Origin of the sequence: Paraburkholderia bannensis (genome assembly GCF_014200455.1) — a bacterium.
GTDB classification, from domain to species: Bacteria; Pseudomonadota; Gammaproteobacteria; order Burkholderiales; family Burkholderiaceae; genus Paraburkholderia; species Paraburkholderia bannensis_A.
The window spans coordinates 238,591-261,246 of record NZ_JACHBW010000007.1; the positions used below are offsets into that span (position 1 = coordinate 238,591).

10 protein-coding genes are annotated in these 22,656 nt (G+C 61.8%); 7 read left to right on the forward strand and 3 right to left on the reverse strand.

What is annotated here, in order from left to right; all coding sequences use genetic code 11:
- Position 1 precedes the first annotated feature (1 nt).
- On the reverse strand, positions 2 to 9,979 hold the full coding sequence (locus F4827_RS14025; RefSeq protein WP_183724543.1) for a non-ribosomal peptide synthetase/type I polyketide synthase: 9,978 nt from the start codon (positions 9,977 to 9,979) through the stop codon (positions 2 to 4).
- Positions 9,980 to 10,343: 364 nt separating this feature from the next.
- Positions 10,344 to 11,054, reverse strand: a complete 711-nt coding sequence (locus F4827_RS14030) for a 4'-phosphopantetheinyl transferase superfamily protein (protein WP_183724544.1) — start codon at positions 11,052 to 11,054, stop codon at positions 10,344 to 10,346.
- A gap of 837 nt (positions 11,055 to 11,891) precedes the next feature.
- Here F4827_RS14030 and F4827_RS14035 point away from each other — a divergent pair.
- The 7 genes from F4827_RS14035 (at position 11,892) to groL (ending at position 21,459) form a co-directional block, all read left to right on the forward strand.
- On the forward strand, positions 11,892 to 12,830 hold the full coding sequence (locus F4827_RS14035) for a glycosyltransferase family 2 protein (protein ID WP_183724545.1): 939 nt from the start codon (positions 11,892 to 11,894) through the stop codon (positions 12,828 to 12,830).
- Positions 12,831 to 13,082: 252 nt separating this feature from the next.
- The gene (locus tag F4827_RS14040; protein WP_183724546.1) at positions 13,083 to 14,966 is read left to right on the forward strand and encodes an HAD-IIIC family phosphatase; all 1,884 of its coding nucleotides are present in this window, start codon (positions 13,083 to 13,085) and stop codon (positions 14,964 to 14,966) included.
- A 294-nt stretch (positions 14,967 to 15,260) separates the two neighbouring features.
- Entirely contained in the window at positions 15,261 to 16,709 is a 1,449-nt protein-coding gene (locus F4827_RS14045; protein WP_183724547.1) for a UbiA family prenyltransferase, read from the forward strand.
- 29 nt (positions 16,710 to 16,738) lie between these two features.
- Positions 16,739 to 18,466 (forward strand): hypothetical protein, encoded by a 1,728-nt coding sequence (locus F4827_RS14050; protein ID WP_183724548.1) that lies wholly within the window; start codon positions 16,739 to 16,741, stop codon positions 18,464 to 18,466.
- The gene (locus F4827_RS14055; protein ID WP_183724549.1) at positions 18,463 to 18,993 is read left to right on the forward strand and encodes an SMR family transporter; all 531 of its coding nucleotides are present in this window, start codon (positions 18,463 to 18,465) and stop codon (positions 18,991 to 18,993) included. Before F4827_RS14050 ends, F4827_RS14055 begins: the two co-directional genes overlap by 4 nt.
- 489 nt (positions 18,994 to 19,482) lie before the next feature.
- Positions 19,483 to 19,773, forward strand: a complete 291-nt coding sequence (gene groES / locus F4827_RS14060) for a co-chaperone GroES (protein ID WP_137333599.1) — start codon at positions 19,483 to 19,485, stop codon at positions 19,771 to 19,773.
- Between the two features lie 45 nt (positions 19,774 to 19,818).
- On the forward strand, positions 19,819 to 21,459 hold the full coding sequence (gene groL, locus F4827_RS14065) for a chaperonin GroEL (RefSeq protein ID WP_183724550.1): 1,641 nt from the start codon (positions 19,819 to 19,821) through the stop codon (positions 21,457 to 21,459).
- Positions 21,460 to 21,594: 135 nt separating this feature from the next.
- On the opposite strand, the gene F4827_RS14070 is transcribed toward groL, so the two are convergent.
- Positions 21,595 to 22,653 carry a glycosyltransferase gene (locus tag F4827_RS14070; RefSeq protein WP_183724551.1) on the reverse strand — a complete coding sequence of 353 codons (1,059 nt, stop codon included), beginning with the start codon at positions 22,651 to 22,653 and terminating at the stop codon, positions 21,595 to 21,597.
- Positions 22,654 to 22,656: the final 3 nt, after the last annotated feature.

A 22,656-nucleotide genomic window follows, 5' to 3' on the forward strand; every position in this document is an offset into this window, starting at 1 on the left:
CTCACATACCTCCTGCGTTTCTACGCTTGAAGTTGAGGATCGAAGGCCGCGCCGCGGCGGCCGCATCGGCCAGTTCTTCCACGTGTGCGCCGTCGAGGCTTTGCGCCAGTTGCGCGATCGAGACGTTCTTCATCAGTTGACGCGCGTCGACGCCCAAGCCGCTTTCGTTCACGCGCGCGACGATGCGGAACAGTTGCAGGCTGTCCGCGCCGAGGCTGAAGAACGGCTGGTCGATGCCGACTTGCTGCAGACCCAGCACATCGGCCCAGATCGAGACGAGCGTGGCTTGCGTCGGCGTCAGTGCGGCGGGCTCGCTTGCCGCGACGGGCGCTTTGGCGATCGCTTCGTCGGCCTGGGTGCTCTGCGCGCTTTGCGCCTCGACCGGCGCGGCAACCTGCGGCACGGCCTTGAGCGCCGGATGTGCCGTACGCGCCGGCGCAGCCACCATGTCGGCGGTCGGCACCGGCAGCGCCTTGCGGTCGAGCTTGCCGTTCTGCGTTTGCGGCAGGGCGCCAAGCGTCATCCACAAGGTCGGGACCATATAGGCCGGCAGTTCCGTTGCCACGTGCGCGGCGACTTCGCCGAGATCGGTCTTGCCGCCAGACGCTTCGACGACGTAGCCGACGAGGCGCGGATGGCCCGCCACGCTATGGAGCGCTACGGCCGCCGCGGCGACGCCGGGCGCTTTACGCAGCGCCGCTTCGATATCTCCGATCTCGATACGGAAGCCGCGCAGCTTGATCTGCTGGTCGCGGCGGCCCAGATGCTGCAGCGAGCCGTCCGCCAGGCGCTTCGCAAGATCGCCGGTGCGGTAGAGACGCACTGGAGCTGCGCCTTCGACCGCGATCGTCTGGAACGCGGCATCGGTCAGATCGGGGCGCTTGAAGTAGCCAGTCGCAAGACCTTCGCCGCCGATCCACAATTCGCCGGTGACGCCTTGCGGCGCGAGGCGCAGCTCGTCGGTCAGCACGTGCAACTGCGTATTGGCAAGCGGGGCGCCGATCACCACCGGGCCGCCCGTCTGCACACGCGCGGCGGCCGACCAGATCGTCGTTTCGGTGGGACCGTACAGGTTCCAGACTTCGGCGCCGGTGGCGAGCAGGTCGTCGGCGAGATCGCGCGGCAGCGGTTCGCCGCCGCACAGGATCTTGAAGCCTTGCGGCGCCTTGAAGCCGGCTTCGAGGAGCATGCGCCAGAGCGACGGCGTGGCTTGCAGCATCGTGGACGCCTGCGCTTTGAGGCGCGCCACCAGCTCGTAGCCGGTGCGCACTTCGGCATGCCCGGCGACGAACACCTGGCCGCCGGCGACGAGCGGCAGGAATAGTTCGAGACCCGAAATATCGAAGGAGAAGGTGGTGACCGCCACGATGCGATCTTGCGCCGTGAAGCCTGGCGCCTGCGCCATCGAAAGCAGGAAGTTGCTCAGCGCGCGATGGGGAATTTCCACGCCCTTCGGCTGGCCCGTCGAGCCCGACGTGAAGATTACGTAGGCCGCATCGGCATCGTGCACCTGGGGCAGCGTCACGCTCGCGTCGTCATGTTGCGCGAGCAGCGCTTCCAGTTCGAGCACGCGATGCTCAAGCGGTTCCAGTACCGTGCGGCTTTGAGCATCGCTAAGCACGGCGGCGATGTCGGCGCCGTCGAGAATCTGGTGCAGGCGCGCGGCCGGCATCGTCATGTCGAGCGGGACGTACGCGCAGCCCGCCCGCCACACGCCGATCATGGCGGCCACGGTCATCGCCGTGCGTTCCATGGCGATGGCGATTCGCTCGCGCGGTGCAATGCCTGCTGCCACGAGACGGCGTGCGATCTGGTTGGCGCGCGCGTCGAGCTCGCGATAGGTGAAGCTCGCCAGTTCGTCGCGTACGGCAATTGCATCGGGCGTCTGGTGGGCCTGCACGGCGATCAGCGCGGCAGCCGTCTGCGAAAGTTCGTAGGCGCGTTGCGAGGCATTCAGTTCGTCGCGCAGATGGCGGATCTCGGTGTCGCTGAGCAGCGGCAGGGCGGCGACCGGCGTATCGGCGTCGCGGGCGATCGCCGTCAGCAGCGTTTCGTAGTGGCCGAGCCAGCGCTGGATCGTCGCTTCGTCGTAGACATCGGTGTTGAAGTCGCAATCCAGACGCAGACCTTGCGCCGATTCGATCACATTCAGGAACAGATCGAAGTTGCAATAGGCCTTTGCATTGGGTGCGAAGCGCGTGCTCACGCCCGCCATGTCGAGCTGCGAATCGACCTTCTCCAGGTTGAATTGCAGATCGGTCAGCGGCAGACGGCTGAAGTCGCGCTTGATGCCGAGGTCGCGCACCAGCGCGCCATACGTGTAGTTCTGGCGGTCGCCCGCGTCGTAGAGATGGTCGCGCACGGCTTTCATGTGCGCGGCGAACGGCTGTGCGCGATCGAACTTCACACGCAGCGGCAGGAAGTTCACGCAGTGGCCGACCAGCAGTGCCTCACCGGCTTGCGACTGACCCGCCATCGGCGCGGCGATCACCACATCGTCGCGGCCCGCCAGGCTGCCGAACAGAACCTGCGCGCCGCCGAACAACGCGGCAAACAGCGAACAGCCCTGTTTCGAGGCGGCGGTCTTGAGCTGCTTGAGCAGATCGGCGCTGAGCAGGCGCGTCGTCGAGGCGCCGTTGAAGCTTTTCACTTCGGGCCGTGCACGGTCGCCAGGCAGGTCGAGCTGCGGCGCGCCCTCGCGATGCAGGTTCATCCAGAAGTCGCGCGTTTCCTTGTCCACGCCGGCTTCGTCCTGCGCCTTGGCGAAGGCGAGGAAGCTTTGCACTTCGTCGAGTTCGGCGGCGTTGCCCGAGACTTCGGCGGCGTACAGCGCCTGCAGATCGCGCAGGATGATGTTGATCGACCAGCCATCGCAGATGATGTGATGCGCGGTGAACACGAAAGCCCACTTGCCGGCTTCCAGACGCACGAGTGCCGCGCGCGCCAGCGGAGCGCGAGTGAGATCGAAGACCTCGCGCGCTTCCGCATCGATCAGCGCGGCGAGCTGGTCGTGCGCATCGGCGTGGCCGCTCAGATCGATCTGTTCGAGCGGCACGCGAGCGGCCGGATCCGCAAACATCGTGTCGCCGACGCGCGAGAAGTGCGCACGCAATGCATCGTGGCGCGCGACGGTTGCGGCGAAGGCGCGTTCGAAGGCGGCTTCGTTCAGAGCGCCGTTCAATTCCAGCGTGAACGATTCGTTGAATGCGAGCGAGGCGGCATGGCTTTGCTGCGCCGACATCCAGATCTCTTTCTGCGGCTCGGTGAGCGGCGCTTGCGTGAGCGGCGGCACTGCTTCAGCCGCAACCGGTTGCGTCGCATTGCCCAGAATGCCCGCGCCCTGCAGCGCGGCGATGCTGGCGACAAAGGCGTCGCCGATCTTGCGGATGTCTTCGTCCGAATGGCTCGTGGTCAGGAAGCAGGGGAAGCCTTCCATGATATGCACGCCTAGATAGCGCATATAGGCATAGAACAGGCTGCCCAGGCGGTCCTCGCCCGCGAAACTGATGTAGAACCAGCTCGAGAAGCTTTCCGCGCGCGTGGCGATGCCGACTTTCTCCAGATGCGTGTTGATGCGCTGCACGAGTCCTTCCATGCGCGCGCCGAGCGTTTCCTGCAGCGCCGGCCCGGCGGCCTTGAGATGCAGCAGAACGGCTTTCATCGCGGCCAGCACCACGGGGTGGCGCACGAAGGTGCCGGCGAAGAACGTGGGCGGCACTTCGGGCACCGAAGCATCGCCGAATTGCCATTGGCCGCCGTCGAGCGCATCCATGTATTGCGCGCTGCCGGCGAGCACCCCGACCGGCAACCCGCCACCCACCACCTTGCCGTAGGTTGCCATGTCGCCCTTGATGCCCCAGTAGCCTTGCATCCCGGCCGGGTGCACACGAAAGCCCGTGACCACCTCGTCGACGATCAGTGCGGACTCGTTGGCGGCCGTCACTTCGCGCAGTTGCTGCACGAATTCCTTCGGACGCAGATTCGGATGGCGCGACTGCACCGGCTCGATCAGCACGGCGGCGATGTCGTCGATATTGGCCTTGATCCATTCGAGGCTTTCGGTGCGTGCGTAGGGCAGCACGACCATATTGCCGACCGAACTGTTCGGGATGCCGGGGGCGAGCGGGAAGGCGCGCGGAACACCGGCTTCGCTGCCCGGCTTGACCAGCACTTCGTCGAACTGGCCGTGATAGTCGCCGTCGAAGCAGACCACCCTTTCCTTGCCCGTGACGGTGCGCGCGAGACGCATCGCGGCCATCACGGCTTCCGAGCCGGTGTTGCAGAACGTGACGCGCTCATGGCCGGTCATCTCGGCGAACATCTGCGCGACTTCGCCTGCGAGCGGCGATTGCGGCCCGATCGCGAAGCCTTCGGCCATCTGCGCGTTGACAGCGTCCACCACGAAGTCCGGCGTGTGGCCGAAGGCGGTCTGGCCGTAGCCGTTCACGAGGTCGATGTACTCGTTGCCGTCCACGTCCCAGATCTTCGAGCCTTTCGAGCGCTGCGCGACGATCGGATAGACGAGTTCCTTCCACTCTTCGCGAAAGCCGCTGGCCGTGCGCGGGTCGGCGAGCACGGCGCGGTACGACTGCGTGCGCGACTTCGAGGTGGCGGTTTTCGCCGAGTAGCGCGTCGTAAGATCGGCGATGAACGCGCTCTGCGCGTCGGTCATTTGCGCCGAGTTCGTCGCGCCGGGTTTGTAGGCGGTGAAGCGCGTCGGGCGGTTTTCTTCGAACTTGATCTCGGGGCCGGCGGCGTGCGCGGCCGCGGCGGCCGCGACGGGCACCGCAACCGGAGCGGGCGCGGCCGCCGCTGCCGGCGCTGCGATCGCCGCAATCGGCGCGACGGGCTGCGCAACCGCCAGCGGCACGCCTTGCAGCACTTCGAGCTGACGCGTCATCAACGATTGCATGGCCGCGATCTGATCGCGGATCACCGATTGCACGTCGCCCGTCGCGGGCATCGCGGGCATCGCGGGCATCGCGGTCATCGCGGTCGAGGCGGTGACTGCGGTAACGACGGGCGTGGCGGCCGTGGCGCCAGCCGGAGCCGCTGCCGCAGCGGCCTCAACAGGCGCGGGTGCGGGCGCGGCGGCTGGTTCCGGATCGGGCGGCAGCGCGCCGTCCAGGAACTGAGCGAGCGCGGGCAGCGTCGGGTAGTCGCTCATGATCTGGCGGAAGCTGATCGTCACGTCGTAGCGGCGGCGCAGCTGGCGCGAGACCTGCCCCATGAACAGCGAGTCGTAGCCAAGATCCCAGAAGGTCACATCCGGATTGGACGTATCCGGCGCTTCGCCCGACATTTCGGTGAGAAGCGACGCCAGTTCGGCGACGAGACGCGGCTTGCGATCGATTTGTGCGGTTTGTGCCATGGCGGTCTGAGGAAGGTCGGTAATCGCGTTGAGGGAAGCAGGTGCGGCAATCGCCGCCGCTTGCGTCGTGATCGGGCGGGATGCGGCCGTTGCGGGCGCATCGATCCAGTGGCGTTCGGGTTCGAAGGGGTAAGTCGGCAGCGCGATGCGTTGGGCGTCTTCGCTCTGAAGGCGCGTCCAGTCCGGCGTGATGCCATTCAGCCACAGCCGCCCGGTTGCTTCGGCGAAGACGGCAAGCTCGCGCTCGCGCAGCGCGAAATCGGGCAGCGAAGCGATGGCGGCCTGATAGCGGTCCTTGGGCAGGCCTTGCGTGGCGAAGGTCGCCAGCGTGCGGCCGGGGCCGATTTCGAGCAGCAGCGGCTTGCCCTGCGCCGTTACCGTGGCGAGCGCGTCGCCGAAACGCACCACATCGCGGCAATGGCTGGCCCAGTAACGTCCGGACACGGGACGATCCGACGCCGCCCATTGGCCGGTGACGGACGACACGTACGGGATTTTCGGCAGCGCAAACGTCAGGTTGCCCGCGACTTTGGCAAGCTCCTCGACGACGCCGGACATCATGCGCGAATGAAACGCGTGCGACGTATGCAGACGCCGATGCTCGATGTCGCGCGCCTTCAAGGTGGCCTCGAACGCCTCGACTGCCGCAAACGGGCCCGCCACGACACAAAGCGACGGCGCATTGATGGCCGCGAGATCGACGTCTTCGGGCAACGTGGCGCGCAGCTCGGCCTCCGGCAGGCGCACGACCAGCATCGCGCCTGGTTCCGCCGCCTGCATGAGCGCGCCGCGCTGGGCGATCAGGCGCAACGCGTCCTCGAAGCCGATCGCTTCGGCCACGCAGGCCGCCACCAGTTCGCCGATGCTGTGGCCGATCATCGCCGTCGGCTTGATGCCGCGCGCCATCCACACCTGCGCCAGCGCGTATTCGGTGAGAAAGAGCGCGGGCTGTGCGTAGATCGTCGAGCGGATCGGGTGCGGGGTATCGTCGCCCTCGGGGGCGTCGCTCAGCAGCAGGGTGCGGATGTCGAGCCCGAGCTGCGGTTCGAGCGCCAGTGCGCCCTTGTCGATCCACTCGCGATAGACCGGCTCGGTGCGATAGAGCGCCGCGCCCATGCCAGGATATTGCGCGCCCTGGCCGGGGAACATGAAGACCACCGGGGGCGTGGCCTGCGGAGCCTGGGCTTCGATCGCGCCTTTTTGCAGCTTTGCCAGCGCCTGATCGAGGCTGTCAGCGACAATCACTGCGCGGTGAGGGAAGGCGCGGCGGCCGGTTTGCAGCGTCGCGGCCACGTCGCCGAGCGAGATCGACGGGCGCGCCGCCAGATGGCTGGCGAGATTCGCCTTCGCGCGTTCGAGGGCGCCGGCGCTGCGAGCGGACAGCGGCAGAAGCTGCAGCGCAGGTTGCGCGTTCGCCTGCACGCGTGCGCGCTTGGGCGCTTCTTCCAGCACCACATGGACGTTGGTGCCGCCCACGCCGAACGAACTCACGCCCGCGCGGCGCGGCGTCGGGCCATCGTCCCACGCCCGCGCGGTGGCGTTGAAGTAGAACGGGCTGCTGGCGGCGTCGATGCCCGGATTGGGCGACTGGAAATGCAGCAGCGGCGGCAGCGTGCGATCGCGCAGCGCGAGCGACGCCGCGATCAGGCCGGTGACGCCCGCCGCTGCATCGAGATGGCCGACATTGGCCTTGGCCGAACCGAGCGCGCAGAACTGGCCGCCCTCGACGCCGCCGAGGCGAAACGCCTGCACGAGCCCGGCGAATTCGATCGGATCGCCCAGCGGTGTGGCGGTGCCATGCGCCTCGACATAGCCAATCGTCGCCGGGTCGATATCCGCTTCGGCGTGGGCGATGGCGATGGCGCGCGCCTGCGCATCGACGCTTGGCGCGGTGAAGCCGACCTTGTCGGAACCATCATTGTTCATGCCCACGCCGCGAATCACGGCGCTGATCGGATCGTGGTCGGCGATGGCGTCTTCGAGGCGCTTGAGCAGCACCACGCCCGCGCCGCTGCCGAATACCGTGCCCTTCGCGTTGGCGTCGAACGGACGGCACACGCCGTCGGGCGCGCCCATGCCGCCTTCCTCGTAGAAGTAGCCGCGCTTTTGCGGGAAGGTGATCGACACGCCGCCGGCCAGCGCCATGTCGCAGCGTCCCGCGCGCAGGTTCTCGACGGCGAGTCCGATCGCGGTGAGCGAGGTGGAGCAGGCGGTCTGCACGGAGATCGCCGGGCCCTTGAGGCCGAGTTTGTAGGCCGTGCGCGTGGCGACGAAATCGCCCGCGCCCACCAGCTTTTGATATTCGCCGATCTGGAACTGGCTCGTGAATTCGTCGATCACGCTGCGATCCGAAAGCACGTGCTTGAGGAAGTACGTGTTCATCGACGTGCCGGCGAATACGCCGACCGCGCCTGCGACGGCGGCGGGATCGTAGCCCGCGTCCTCGAACGCTTCCCACGCGATCTCGAGGAACAGACGCTGTTGCGGATCGGTCAGCGCGGCTTCGCGCGCCAGCATGCCGAAAAAGCCCGCATCGAAACGGTCGACATCGGAAAGAATCGGACGCGCCTTCACATAGCGTTCTTCGCGGCGCGCGTCGTCGTCGAAACTGTCTTCGAGTTCCGACACATCGAAATGCGTGATGCAGTCGCGGCCCGCAAGCAGGTTGGCCCACAGTTCGGCAACGTTGCGCGCGCCCGGAAAGCGTCCGGCCATGCCGATCACGGCGATCGCGCCGCCCGCCGTGGTGCGGCGGCGCTCGATCGCGCCGCATTGCTGCGTGCTGAGCGTCGCGCGCAGATGCGTGACCAGCGCATCGACGTTCGGATGGCGGAACAGATCGACCAGTGCGATGCCCGCGCTCACGTCGCGCACGATGATCGCGTGCGCGCGCATCAGATCGAGCGAACGCAGACCGAGATCGAAGAAGTTCGCACGGCGTTCGACGGTTTTGCCAAGGAGTCCTTCGAAGACGGCGGCGAGTTTGCCGGCGAGGTCGTCGTCCTGTGTCTGCGTGGCGATCGTATTGACCGTGTTGAGTGCGGATGCGGCGGGCACGTCGAGAAGCGCGAGCAGCGCCTTGCGGTCGATCTTGCCGTTCGGCGTCAACGGAAAGTCGGGCAGCACGCGCAACTGTGCCGGCATCATGTAGTCGGGCAGGGCAGCTTTAAGATGCGCGCGCAGCGCGTCGAGCAAGGTCGATGCCGACGCGGCGTCGGCCTTCACGAAGCCTGCGATGGCCTTGCCACTGTGGCCTTCGAATGCCGCTACGGCCGCATCAGCGACGCCGGGCGCAACGCGCAGCGCATGCTCGATTTCGTCGAGTTCGATGCGCTTGCCCGCAATCTTGATCTGCCGGTCGTTGCGGCCCAGGAAAGCGATTGCGCCGTCCGGGCGGCGGCGCACGAGGTCGCCGGTGCGATACAGCTTCGCGCCCGGCGTGAAGACGTCATCGACGAACTTCTGTGCCGTCAGTTCGGGGCGATTGAGGTAGCCGAGCGCGACGCCGTCGCCGCCAACCACGAGTTCGCCAACTTCGCCGTCCGCGACCGGCGCGAACTTGTCATCGAGGATATAGGCTTGCGTGCCCGCAATAGCGTGACCGACCGGAATGGCGTCGCCGTGTGCGAGCGCTTCGCTGTTGCGCGCAATGCGGTAACAACACGAAAACGTGGTGTTTTCGGTGGGGCCGTAGCCGTTGATGACCTGTAGCCCGGCATGCGCCTCGATGACTTTGCGCACATGGACGGGCGAGAGCACGTCGCCGCCCGTCAACACTTCCTTGAGCGGGCCAAACGCTTCGAGCCGGTAATCGGCGAGCGCGTTGAAGAGGCCTGCAGTGAACCACGCGCTGGTCGCGCCAAGCCGTGCGATTTCGGCTGCGATGGTGTCGAGCGACGGCTGCACGTCGTTGATGATGGCCGCGCAACCGCCATTGAGCAGCGGGCCCCAGATTTCCAGCGTGCTCGCGTCGAAGGCGAGCGGCGCGAGATTGAGAAAGCACGTCTGCGGCGACAGTTCAGTGAACGTCTGGTTGTGCACGAGACGCAGGATCGCGCGGTGCGGAACGATCACGCCTTTGGGTTTGCCGGTCGAGCCGGACGTGTACATGATGTAGGCCGGGTCGTCGCGGCCGCTTGCATGGGACGCGGCAACTACCGCGGCTTGCGCCGAGGTCACGAGATCGTCGAGATCAATTAGGACTCCGTGGAGACTGTCGGCATGCGCGAGTTCGGCGCCTTGCGAGATCAGGAATCTGGGTGCGCAATCGGACACGATAAAATCGAGTTGCGCACGCGGATAGGCAGGATCGAGCGGAACGTATACCGCGCCCACGCGCAGGATCGCGAGGATCAGCGCCAGCGTGTCGCGGCTGCGCGGCACCATGATCGCGCAGCGATCGCCGGGCTGCAGCCCCCAATTGCGCAGAACGGTGGCGAGACGGGCGGAACGTTCGCCGAGATCGGCGTAACGCTCTTCGCCCGTCGCGTCGAGTACGGCGATTCGATCGCCATATTCCGCACGAATGACGTCGAAGCGCTCGACCACATTTGCAGCGTGGTCGGCGCCGCTTGTCACGCCCCCTGATATTTCATCTCGATGCGACATTTGCCGGTCTCCCAATCGTTTTGATCGGCCATCGGAATTTGCTGGATCGTCGATTCGTCGCCGTCAACGTGGTGGCTCGATGCACCTCGGCGAGTTCACGACAAAAAGAAAGCCCCGTTAATACACTGCCTATGCGCACCCAGGTACCTGCTTCGGTGCGAAATATTCTGTAAGTCGAATTTAATTTTGCGCGGCGAGACTGTCCGTTCGCCGACGCACACACGAACGCCGCGGCAACACGACAACGCAGGTGGGGCGAGCAACGCGGGCGGCAGGCACGCGCGACGCCTCGTTGCCTTTGATGTTTCGGTGGCTTCTGTGCGTAGACGCACAGATCGCAGGCTCCGAAATGAAGCGGCAGCGATCAGTTCATGACGACGAGCGACCATTGCGCGTGCCGTGCCGCGACCGCGCCTGCCCAGTCCGACGCGCCCGTCAGCGCGCGAATGCGCCAATGCGCGGCTTCGATCGCGTCGCCTGCGACATGGCTCGGTGTGGTGTCGCCGCGTGTGCTGAGATCGAATTCGAAGTGATCGGGCGGCAAGATGAAGCCGGTGCCGAGTGCCTTGAGACAGGCTTCCTTGCGCGCCCAGGTTTCGAAGAAGACCGCTTGCCGCTGCCCATCGGCTAGCGCGGTGAATGTCGCGCGCTCGCGTGCGGAGAACACCTCGACCGGCATGCTTTCCTCGATCGGGCGAATGCACTCGATGTCGATGCCAATCTCAAGACTGTTTGAAACCGCGAGCGCCGCCATGTTTGCGCTGTGACTCAGGTTGAATTCAAGCGTCCAGCCTTCAGGCTGGTGCGTGCAAAACGGCTTGCCTTGCGGGCCATAACCGAGCGCAACCGCTTGCGGCGCACGAGTGAGGTAGTCGCCGAGCAAGCGCCGGAGTTCACCGCGTCCCGCGACGAAACGGCTGCGGTGCAGTTCGAAATGAAACGCGTTGGCGCGCTCGCGTTCTTGTGGCGACAACGTTTCCCAGTAGCGATCGAGTCGGCTTTTGCAGACATCGAGATTCCAACGCCAGATATGCACTTCGTGCACAGCGGGTGGAGCGAGGGCAGAGGAAGACATTGAGAGCCTGAGATGGACTGGCGACAACGTGAGCGGATTCTACAAGCCGGGAACGCGTGTCCGGTGTGCGCCGGCGCGCTGTTTTCGCGCGATAGACATAGACATGAGTGACAGGCGGCGTTTGTGATTCAGGCGAACACGCTGCCTGCGTGCGCAAGGCGTCGACGTTCCGTCTGGAACTTGCGCTGAAATCGCGCCGTATTGTTGGGCAGCCCACGCAAGGGATGTGGACCTCGTTATACGATGGCGTAGAACGCTCGGGTGATCCTGCCGCGTGGGTCTTTAGCACGGCGCGTGCGTCCGGCCTTGCGGGCGCGATTGCATGGTCACGACGAACTACGCATCGCGTCGTCGTCGCTTGTGCAGGATCAGAACTACGCAACCCAATTATCTGGCTGCCGTTATCCACCTGCCAGGCAGGTGGTGTCTCGTGTATACGCTTCAGTCCTGCTGTGACCCTGGAAGTTAGCACTGCCGGGTAATCCTCCTGCGACCTTTTACGGGCGTCGGGAGAAGTCATCGCCCACCGGATTTTGTGAAGTCCATCGTTATATGCGATTCCGAACGACGCCGGTACGGTTTTTCTGGAACAAATGCGCCATCAGTTCGCGTCAATGCGCGCTGCGGTGATGCCCGGAAGCCATGGCCACGTCTAGATTTTGTAATGTAATGCCGTGTAATTGTTTCGCTCGCGCGATTGATGGCTATTTGCAGGCGAATTGATGTAGGCGGGATAACACCTTGGCAAGTGGTGGAAGTCGTAAGCACTGCAATGCGGATTGAATGATTCAGCTATTCATGTGATTAATTATTCGAAGTCCAGATTCGAGGTGCGGAATGCGAGGGGATTTAGATGGCGCCTATAACGTTAGTGTGGTGATTCCACATTACAACAGGCTTGATCTGCTTTGGGTCGCTATCGAGTCCATAGCAACCCAGACGGTGGTTCCATCGGAAATCATTGTTATCGACGATGCATCGGCGTTGCAGTTCGAATTGCCGAGTCATTGCGGCGCGGATATCAGACTGCGCCTGATTCGAGAGACGCAGAATCGCGGGGCGGCCTGGTGCCGCAACCGGGGCATCGAGGAGGCAACTGGCGACCTGATCGCCTTCCTTGACGCGGATGACCGATGGCTTCCGCGCAAACTGGAGCGGTGCATCGCCGCGTTTGGCCCCAAACCATCTGATCCCAACGCCAAAGTGTTGTTCAGCAATGTCATGTTGATCGACGGTAACCGGCGCACTTTGGGCAATCCGGTGCCCTATCGCGGTCAATCGATGTTCGATTTTATCTTGCTGGAGGGTGGCTATATTCAGACCTCCTCGATCATGATGTGGCGTCATCAGTATCCATTAATCAGCTTCGATGGGATTTTGCGTCGTCATCAGGATTGGGATTTCGCCATCAATGCGCAAAGGCAAGGTTGTGAATTTATCTATGTTCATGACGCGCTTTCGGAATATTCATTGAATGGTGCAGGCCTCCGGATTTCAGAAATTCCAAGCGGAGAGCCGAGTCTGGAATTTTTCAATAAATATAAGAAAACAATGTCGAGGAGACAGGTTTCTTCGTTTGTCTTCGATGTCTTGATCTATAAGAGGCTGAGCGTGATGTCGCGGTTTGGTATCGTCAGTAAAATCGTGATGGGCGAGATTAATGTTCCGGAAAAGGGTTGGTTGATTTTGCTGATGCGCTTGATTATTGGCAGGGGAGGTGTGCGCGTCATGAAGAAGTTGAGGAAAAAGATCCAGATCGGCGATTACTCGGCCTAAGTACGATCGCGCTTGCCGGATACGCCTCACTACGCGCCCCATGACAGGGTTTTCTGTATGTCGGCGCACAGAGGATGCGCGCTCGCTCTGCTTTAATCGCCTCTGCATCGGCGGTGCGCAGGGATGCGCCTCCCGGGCGAAACTCACACGCAGTCTCAGTCAGGGCATGGGCGCAGTCGTCGTTCGCGCAGACGCCGAGAGCAACCATAAAAGTGGTGCCTGTCTGGCACGCTTCGATTCTGGGGGGATGCAATGCGTCAATATATCCGCGATCTGTTTTACGGTTCCGTTGCCGATAGACAGGTGAATTTACCCCTGCCGCCCACGCCGCTGGCAGGCGGCCCGCGCAAGCTCAATATCCTCCTGCTTGGCACCTGCGCGGTCGATATGCTCGTCAAGCGTAGTGCCAATTCCGGGCACACCATCCGGCATGTGCTGATGGGCTCGAAGCGTCATACGGTCGTACCCGCTGCCGCACCGGGCGACGACGTGGCCGTGGTGGGCCTGACCTTGCGGCATGTTCTGAGCGAGGTGACGCAAACGCCGGAGCCAGAGGTCGACATGGTTTTCGCCCGGCTGTGCTCGGAGGACGACGCCCGCGTGCTACTTGAGCGCACCGAAGCCTTTCTTTCCGAGCAGGTGATGGCGATCACCGGGAAAATCGCGGCGATACCGGTTCTGTTCATGTCGTTTTTTGAACCGAGTTTCAATTACATGGGCGATGTGATCGATCCATTCGACCCGACGTCGCCCACGTATCTCGTGCGCGAATTCAACCGCTTGTTGTCGCGCGCGGTGCGCAAGGCAAGTAACGGTTTCTTTCTCGATTCCAATGAGATTCTGAATTTCATTGGCCGCCGCCACTTGCAGGATGATGTGCTGGCCAGCAGTTCGCATGCTTCGTTTATCAACGATTGGGATTTCAAGCTCGATGCAAACCGGCTGAACGCGCCGAAGGCGTTCGGCAATATGCTGACCTACGAAGTCGCGGCGCGCGAATTTACGCTTTTGCTTCTCTCCAGGATAGAAACGATCGTCAAGATTGCGGAACAGCGGGATCCGGTCAAGCTGGTTATTGTCGACCTCGACGACACCATGTGGCGCGGTGTCGCTGCGGAAGGCGAAAGTATGGACGTGGACAAACGGATCGAGGGTTGGCCCGTCGGACTGGCGGAAGCCTTGTTGTTCTTCAAGAAGCGCGGCGGCCTGCTCGCGATCTGCAGCAAGAATGAAGAAGCGCCCACCGTCGAAAGGTTTAACGCGATCTGGCGCGGCGCGATCACGCTGGACGATTTCGCGAGCGTGCGCATCAACTGGCAGCCAAAATCGCAGAATATCCTTGGCATCCTCAAGGAGGTTAATTTGCTGCCAGCGAACTGCGTCTTCATCGATGATAACGACCGTGAGCTATCCGAAGTAAAGGCGGCAATCCCCGAAATGCGTTGCCTGGGCGGTAATCACTATGACTGGCGGCGGATCATCCTGCGCTCGTCCGAAACGCAGGTTCCGTTCGTGAGCGAAGAGTCGTCGCGCCGCACCGAGCTCGTGCGCGCCATCTCACAACGCCAGACCGATGCAGATACGGCAGGCAGCATTTCGCGCGAGGAGTGGCTCGCGTCGCTCAAGCTTCGTCAATCGTTTTTCCTGATCGAAACTCCGCGTTCCCGATATTTCGATCGCGCGTTTGAACTGATCAACAAGACAAATCAGTTCAATACGACTGGCAAGCGTTGGGAAAAATCGGAATTCGAGGATTTTCTGGGCAAAGGGGGACTTTGTGTCGTCTCGTCGCTGCGCGATAAATTGATCGACAACGGTATCATTTCCGTCTGCCTGATCAAGGGCGGCAGCATCGTCCAGGTGGTCCTGTCGTGCCGCGTATTCGGGCTGGGTGCGGAGCTGGTCGTTGGAGCGGTTGCTACACGGTTGGCGCTCAAGGCTCGCTCCGAGGTCAAGGCCGAACTCGTCGACACGGGCAGGAATGCCACCTGTCACGATTATTTCGAGCGCCTTGGCTTCTCTCAAACGCGGGAGGGGTTGTACGCGCGTGCGGCGAATGAGCCGCCGCGTTACATTGAGATCGAGAATATTGGCACGCCGGAGTTTCCGCCGGTCAGTATCTGGAATGACGATTGAAAAATGAGGGCCAATCGGTGACGTGACGGTCACGGTGTGACCGGCGTTTCTGTGCTGTGGATATCAGGCTTATCGTAAGCAGGTATTTTGCCTCCTGTGCGTCGGCGACCCAGTCCGAATGTGTGCTGACGTACATCGGTGAAAGAGTTGTATGCGTACAAAGTCGAACGGCATCCCGTTTGAGCGCCGTTCAAATGCTACTCGCAGGCCAATCGGATGGCGGCAAGTCGTCGAAACAGGCCGATCAGGCGAGCAGCTCCCATTCGCGAAGCAATCCTGCATGGCGAGATTCCCATGAACACGTTGACGACGAGTGATTCCAGCATGGAGAACCCTCTCGTAGTGGATCTGGATGGCTCACTGATTGCAAATGATCTGCTGCATGAAGCGGTCGTCACTTTGCTCTTTCGCCATCCCTTGCAGTTTCTGCTGGCGCTGCCTATGTTGGCTCAGGGAAAAGCCGCATTCAAACATCGCATCGCCATGCTGGTGGCGCCAGACGTTGTCGGGCTGCCCTATCGGCAGGCCGTGCTCGATTTGATTTCAACTGCGCGCATTTGCGGACGGCGCGTATTTCTGGCTACGGCAAGTCACGAACGCTACGGTAACAAGGTCGCTGACCATCTGGGCATGTTCGACGGCCGGTTTGCGACGTCGGCCGATCTCAATCTTGCGAGTGGCAATAAGGCAGCTGAGCTCGTTGCGGCGTTTGGCGAGAAAGGGTTCGATTACGTTGGCAACAGCAAGGCTGACGTCGCTGTCTGGCAGCATGCAAGACGCGCGTATGCCATCGGCGCCAGTCATAGCACGATCAAGATGATGCAATCCGTTGCGCTCGACAGCGAAGTGCTGCCGACGTCGTCGAACCGTTTCAGGGTCTGGCGCAAGGCGCTGCGCGTTCATCAATATGCGAAAAACGTGTTGGTGTTCTTGCCGATGCTGGCAGGGCACATGCTGGACTGGCAGATTTTCTTCGAAGCCTGTGTTGCGTTTGTTGCCTTCTCTGCAACTGCATCTGCCATCTACATCATCAACGATCTCGTCGATTTGGAGGATGATCGCCTGCATCCCACGAAAAAGCACCGTCCTCTCGCCGCAGGGGAGATCGGTGTTTTTCACGCGCTCGCCGTGGGTGTCTTATTGCTTGTTCTTGGCAGTGCATTGGCCGTCGCGCTTGCCCCTAAATTCGCATTGACTCTTCTTGCTTATTTTGCGTTGACCACGAGCTATTCCTTTTTTCTGAAGCGAAAGATACTGATAGATATCGTTGTTCTTGCTTTGCTTTATGAAATGCGGGTGATTGCAGGCGGCTATGCCACGGGGATTGAGTTGTCGAACTGGTTGCTCGGTTTCTGTGTTTTCGTTTTTGCGTCCCTCGCGCTGATCAAGCGGTATACGGAGTTGCTGGTGCGTCTGGACGCCGGCTTACCGGAGGCGCGTAATCGCGGATACCGTAAGGAGGACTTGCCCATCATTTCCGCGCTGGCTGCAGCAACCGGTTTGAATGCAGTCACCGTGCTTGGGTTATATATCGATTCGCCGCGCGTATCGCTGCTTTACCATCACCCCCAATGGCTTTGGGGGACGTGCCCGCTCATGCTCTTTCTGATTTCCCGCGCATTGCTGGTTGCCCATCGGCGCGAGATGGATGATGACCCGCTTGTCTGGGCGCTTCGTGATCGAGTCTGCCGCATCGGTGGTGCGTTGTTTGTCGCAATCGTGATGATCGCCGCATTCCTGTAAAGCAGCCAACGTCGACGACGGAGAAAACCATGGAAGTAAAGCTCGACGAGGCGCCTCGCCTGAATCGTGTGGAATTGCTTTCCACCGCAGCCGGTCTCAGTTGGGCAGGGTGGGCAGTTCTGCTCGTTGGGCTCAGCGTGCTGTCGCTGGGTGTGACGGGTTTCACCATTGACAACAATAATATTTTCCATTTGCCGATTCTGGAGGCGCTGTGGCGCGAGCCGCAGTTCATCCACGATCCGTTTATCCAGTCATTGCGTTATTTTTCCTCGGGATTCTGGTTGCTTCAGAGCGGAGTCGCCGATGACGATTCGGTCCTGAAGTTTTTTCTGCCATGGTTGTTTGTTTCGCGAGTGCTCTTCTTTGCCGGTATCGGTTCGTGGACCGCAATGCTAGGGCTGGCAGGGCGAAAGCAGGTGCTGATTTTCATGTTGCTGGCGACAGTCGGCAGCCTGCTGCGCGGCACCTCTTTCGCTGGCGACGGCGGCATTGCGATTAGCTCGTTTACGCACTCGGAATTGGGCAATGGACTTGCCTTGATTGCGCTATCACTCGTTTGGCGTCGCGCCTATGGCTGGGCACTGAGCGTGGCCGGTCTGGTTTTCTTCCTCAACATTTTCATGGCCGTATGGCTGGCGCCGCTAATGGTCGGTACTTTTCTGATGGGATTACGCGATCAACCGGTTTCGATTGCGCGTCTGGTCAAGCAATGCTTGCCTGGACTGCTCGTCTGTGCGGTTATTGCGCTCCCGGTTCTCATCAGTTTGGCTCACAACCCCGAAGTTGGTCATCGACCCGGTTACGACTATCGTGTTTTTTTGCTCGAACACTGGCCCGATCACTTTCTGGCAATGCACCTCGCACCGAGGCAATACATCGGCTTCGGGATTGTCATCGTCACCGTCTTCGCGACGGCCTGGCAGTTGCCCGCGAGTGTCTCGCGCCTGATCCGGATGATGGCGGCGACGTTGCTCATGGTGTGGTCGATCGGCGCGCTCTTGCCGTTCCTGACACAAGCGCCGCTCCTGTTCAATCTTCACTTGCTTCGCTCGACTACCTATCTGCAAATACTTGCTGGACTCGCGCTGGCCGCGCTCACGACGAGATGGATGACTTCAACGAACCGGGCGGACAGCAAATTGTGGGGACCGCTTCTGGTTGTGTGTTCGGTGTTGCCGGCATTGGCGAGTGCGTTGGTACTGCCACTGCTCTTGCTGCGCAAAGCGTGGCATCCCGCGAGCTGGCTGACGGTTTCACCGGTAGCGTTGGCTTTACTGTCGATGGCCAGCCTGGGGGTCGCGGTAAAGATCGGCAAGGAGTATCGCGCTGATTCGCAAATTGCGATGCAACGCGCCGAATGGCAGGAACTGGCGGCTTGGGCCAAGACCAGCACGCCGCCCGATACAGTGTTTCTGCTGCCGGTGATGCGGACATGGTCAGGAACGTCGTTGCCGGCGGAGCCGCAACGCATGTCGGACCTGCTGGTTGGCAGCGAGGTGTTCGTGACGTTGTCTCATCGTTCGGTGTGGGTTGCCGGGAAATACGGCGCGGCCGCGTTGTGGCTGCCCAGCTATTATCCGCTCTGGCACGCGCGGATGGTCGGCAGCCTGCTTGCCAGAACGTTGCCGGAACGCCTGGCCTACGCGAGCGAGAACGGGATTGGGCGAGTGGTCGATGATTGCACCGTCGCGGCTGGTCAAGTTCCCGTCTACCGATCAGGCAGACTTTGTGTTTTCGCAGTAGATCCTGGCCAATGAAAAAGACAGGTGCAACGGATATGGTGGTGCTGACGTTGATCTTGCTGGGCGTATTGATGTCGGCCGCGGCGCAGGTCATGCTGAAGGTCGGCATGAGCGCGCCTGACGCGCAGGTGGCCCTGGGGCGGGGCGAAATTCTCAGGCTGGCGATGTCGTTGTCGCACTCGCCATGGTTGATTGGCGGTTTGGTGACTTACGGACTGAGCGTAGTGATCTGGCTGGTGGTGCTCTCCCGGGTCGACGTCTCGTATGCTTACCCGTTCGTTGCGCTGGGGATGGTCGTAACAACGTTCTCCGGCCACTATCTCCTGGGTGAAAGTTTGCCAGCCATGCGCCTCGTGGGTGTCGCAGTCATCGTCATCGGCGTAGCGCTGCTAGCGCTGAGTTATCCGAAGACCCATTCAGGACATGTGCGCCGGGTCGCTTCCGGCGTGTCCACAAATGGCGGCCCGGCTGCCGCCGAACGAAAGCCTGACGCCGCTATCGCATCCTTGACAGCGGGGCGTCCCTCTGCCCATCCCGATTAGTTGCCCACCAGCCGGCTTGCGGGCAAAGAATAACCAGCGCACGTTGTCCTAGCGCTCGGATCCCACTTCCGCGATCAATTGCTCTGTCGCCAATATCGGGCGACGTCGGTAATTTCCCCAGGATTTACCCCTTCCGCTCATGCGTTGCCGATGTCCACGCCTTTTCGTCTGCGCGCGTGGTCTGTCTCCAATTTTGTGATTTCTTCTTTTCAACGAACTGCAACAATATGTTTATAAAGGATTATTTCTGATTTTTTTTGCGCTTCTCGGTTCGGCTGGTAGTCGCTTTGGAGTCGCCGACGGGCGGTTATAGGAATCTTACTTTCCTTCGGCCCCAGTTCTTGAATTTGTCACTACCCGTCCATATAATTAGCACTCACCGCATGAGAGTGCTAAGAACGCTCGGTGCACTTATACCGCTGGCTGACGATTGTCGGCAGCCAGGTTTTCTTGAGTCTCTTCAAGTCCAAATCAAGAGAGGATCTATCCATGAACCTTCGTCCTTTGCATGATCGCGTGATCGTCAAGCGCCTGGATCAAGAAACCAAGACCGCTTCGGGCATCGTGATCCCGGACGCAGCGGCTGAAAAGCCGGATCAAGGCGAAGTCCTGGCAGTCGGCCCGGGCAAGCGCGATGACAAGGGCGCGCAAATCGCTCTCGACGTCAAGGTTGGCGATCGCGTCCTGTTCGGCAAGTACGCTGGCCAGACCGTCAAGGTCGATGGCAACGAACTGCTCGTGATGCGCGAAGAAGACATCATGGCCGTGGTGCAGAAGTAAGTTCCGCCCACCGCACATTCATCAAGAATCCCAAGGAGTTAGAAGATGGCAGCTAAAGACGTCGTGTTCGGCGATTCCGCCCGTTCCAAGATGGTTGAAGGCGTGAACATTCTCGCCAACGCAGTGAAGGTCACGCTGGGTCCGAAGGGCCGCAACGTGGTGCTCGAACGCTCGTTCGGCGGCCCGACGGTCACCAAGGACGGTGTCTCGGTCGCGAAGGAAATCGAGCTGAAAGACAAGCTCCAGAACATGGGCGCGCAAATGGTCAAGGAAGTTGCTTCCAAGACCAGCGACAACGCAGGCGACGGCACGACGACGGCAACCGTCCTCGCGCAATCGATCGTTCGCGAAGGCATGAAGTACGTCGCATCGGGCATGAACCCGATGGACCTCAAGCGCGGCATCGACAAGGCAGTGGCCGCTGCAATCGAAGAGCTGCGCAAGCTGAGCAAGCCCTGCACGACCAACAAGGAAATCGCGCAAGTCGGCTCGATCTCGGCGAACAGCGATTCGTCGATCGGCGACCGTATCGCTGAAGCGATGGACAAGGTCGGCAAGGAAGGCGTCATCACCGTCGAAGACGGCAAGTCGCTGCAAGACGAACTCGAAGTCGTCGAAGGTATGCAGTTCGACCGCGGCTACCTGTCGCCGTACTTCATCAACAACCCGGACAAGCAAGTCGCCGTTCTGGACAACCCGTTTGTCCTGCTGTTCGACAAGAAGATCTCGAACATCCGTGATCTGCTGCCGGTTCTGGAACAAGTCGCGAAGGCTGGCCGTCCGCTGCTGATCATCGCTGAAGACGTCGAAGGCGAAGCACTGGCTACGCTGGTCGTCAACAACATCCGCGGCATCCTGAAGACCGTTGCTGTCAAGGCTCCGGGCTTCGGCGACCGTCGCAAGGCGATGCTGGAAGACATCGCGATCCTGACCGGCGGTCAGGTCATCGCTGAAGAAACCGGCCTGACGCTCGAAAAGGCAACGCTGAACGAACTCGGTCAAGCGAAGCGCATCGAAGTGGGCAAGGAAAACACGACGATCATCGACGGTGCAGGCGAAGCCGCAAGCATCGAAGCGCGCGTCAAGCAGATCCGCACGCAGATCGAAGAAGCGACGTCGGACTACGACCGTGAAAAGCTGCAAGAGCGCGTTGCCAAGCTGGCAGGCGGCGTTGCAGTAATCAAGGTTGGCGCTGCGACCGAAGTCGAAATGAAGGAAAAGAAGGCACGCGTGGAAGACGCGCTGCACGCAACCCGCGCTGCCGTTGAAGAAGGCATCGTCCCGGGCGGCGGCGTGGCACTGATCCGTGCTCGCGTTGCTGTGTCGGGCCTGAAGGGCGCCAACGCAGACCAGGACGCAGGTATCAAGATCGTCCTGCGTGCAATGGAAGAGCCGCTGCGCCAGATCGTCACGAACGGCGGCGAAGAAGCGTCGGTCGTGGTGGCAGCCGTTGCTCAAGGTTCGGGCAACTACGGCTACAACGCAGCGACGGGCGAGTACGTCGACATGGTCGAGGCCGGCGTTGTGGACCCGACGAAGGTCACGCGTACGGCACTGCAGAACGCAGCTTCGGTTGCTGGCCTGCTCCTGACGACGGACGCAGCGGTTGCTGAAATCGCCAAGGAAGATGCACCGATGCCCGGCGGCATGCCCGGCGGCATGGGCGGCATGGGCATGGACATGTAATTCCAGGCAACTGGATTACAACCATGTGGGAAGCGCGCTGCGAAGCGTGCTTCCCAAAAGAAAAAACCCGCAGCGATGCGGGTTTTTTTATGCGCGTCGTTCCCGCATCGTGCAGCCGCGCGCTATGCGCGAGGCTCAGCGTGTAGCCGGGCTCGACGTCTGGACAAAACGCGAAAGCGTGCGCCAGCAGCGCAGCGCGCGCCACACTTCGCTCGCGTTGGTGGCCCCGCGCAGCATGACCCGGATATTTCCCTTGTCGAGAAACGCGCGCGCATAGTGGCGGCGCAACTCGCTGCTTTGAAGACGCTTTCTCAGCAGATGCAGGAAATTCCCGCCTTCGCGATTGATCTGCCGAAGCAGCAGTCTGTAAAACGGACGATCTTCGCGCCGTGCACTGGCCGCACTGGCGAGTGCATCGATGACACGCAGATAGCCATGGGCACGACGCGCGAGCGAGCTTTCAGACGGCGCGTTGATGATCGAATTAGGATTGTGCCGATAGCCATAAAGCGGCTCTTCGACAAAGCCCATGCGCTGGGCGTGCTGCGCGAACTGCAGGGTCCAGATGATGTCCTCGTGAACCACGCCTTCCTCGAAGCGCAGGCCGAACCGTTCGACAAAGTCGCGCCGCATGCACTGCAGCCAGACGCAAACGACCCAATCGTCGTCCGGCACGGTTCGCAGCATCCACGTGCGGCCGTCGCAAATCTCGCCCCAGGGCTGGTGTTCGTACATGGGCGACGGCCGTGCTGGCGCGGGTAGCGTATCGAACGCGAAGCCGTTGCCGATCACGACGTCGAGATTGTTCTGCCGACCGTGCTCGATCCACCGGCGCAGCGCGCCGGGTTTGACCCAGTCGTCGCCATCCGCGAACACGACCCATTCGCCGCGCGCGAGCGCAAGTCCCACGTTGCGCGATGCCGAGACGCCGCGGTTCTCCTGGGCGACGACCCTCACGCGCGGGTCTGCGGTAGCGATCGCTTCGAGGATCGCGAGGCTGCCGTCCGTTGCGCCGTCGCAGACCGCGATGACTTCGAGTTCGACGCCTTCCTGTTCGAGCACCGAGGCGAGCAGCGTCCTGAGCCATGGCTCGCAGTTGTACACCGGCACGATGACGCTGGCATCGATGCGACGCGCAATTTCGTTCCCCGATTGCCTGGGCGCTTCTACGAGCGCCGCATGCGGATTGTTCATGCT

Excerpts from the sequence above, each read along its gene's own strand:
- F4827_RS14055 (WP_183724549.1), top strand. The coding sequence starts at position 18,463 with ATGAAAAAGACAGGTGCAACGGATATGGTGGTGCTGACGTTGATCTTG.
- groES (WP_137333599.1), top strand. The coding sequence starts at position 19,483 with ATGAACCTTCGTCCTTTGCATGATCGCGTGATCGTCAAGCGCCTGGAT.
- F4827_RS14030 (WP_183724544.1), bottom strand. The coding sequence starts at position 11,054 with ATGTCTTCCTCTGCCCTCGCTCCACCCGCTGTGCACGAAGTGCATATC.
- groL (WP_183724550.1), top strand. The coding sequence starts at position 19,819 with ATGGCAGCTAAAGACGTCGTGTTCGGCGATTCCGCCCGTTCCAAGATG.
- F4827_RS14025 (WP_183724543.1), bottom strand. The coding sequence starts at position 9,979 with ATGTCGCATCGAGATGAAATATCAGGGGGCGTGACAAGCGGCGCCGAC.
- F4827_RS14070 (WP_183724551.1), bottom strand. The coding sequence starts at position 22,653 with ATGAACAATCCGCATGCGGCGCTCGTAGAAGCGCCCAGGCAATCGGGG.
- F4827_RS14045 (WP_183724547.1), top strand. The coding sequence starts at position 15,261 with ATGAACACGTTGACGACGAGTGATTCCAGCATGGAGAACCCTCTCGTA.
- F4827_RS14040 (WP_183724546.1), top strand. The coding sequence starts at position 13,083 with ATGCGTCAATATATCCGCGATCTGTTTTACGGTTCCGTTGCCGATAGA.
- F4827_RS14035 (WP_183724545.1), top strand. The coding sequence starts at position 11,892 with ATGCGAGGGGATTTAGATGGCGCCTATAACGTTAGTGTGGTGATTCCA.
- F4827_RS14050 (WP_183724548.1), top strand. The coding sequence starts at position 16,739 with ATGGAAGTAAAGCTCGACGAGGCGCCTCGCCTGAATCGTGTGGAATTG.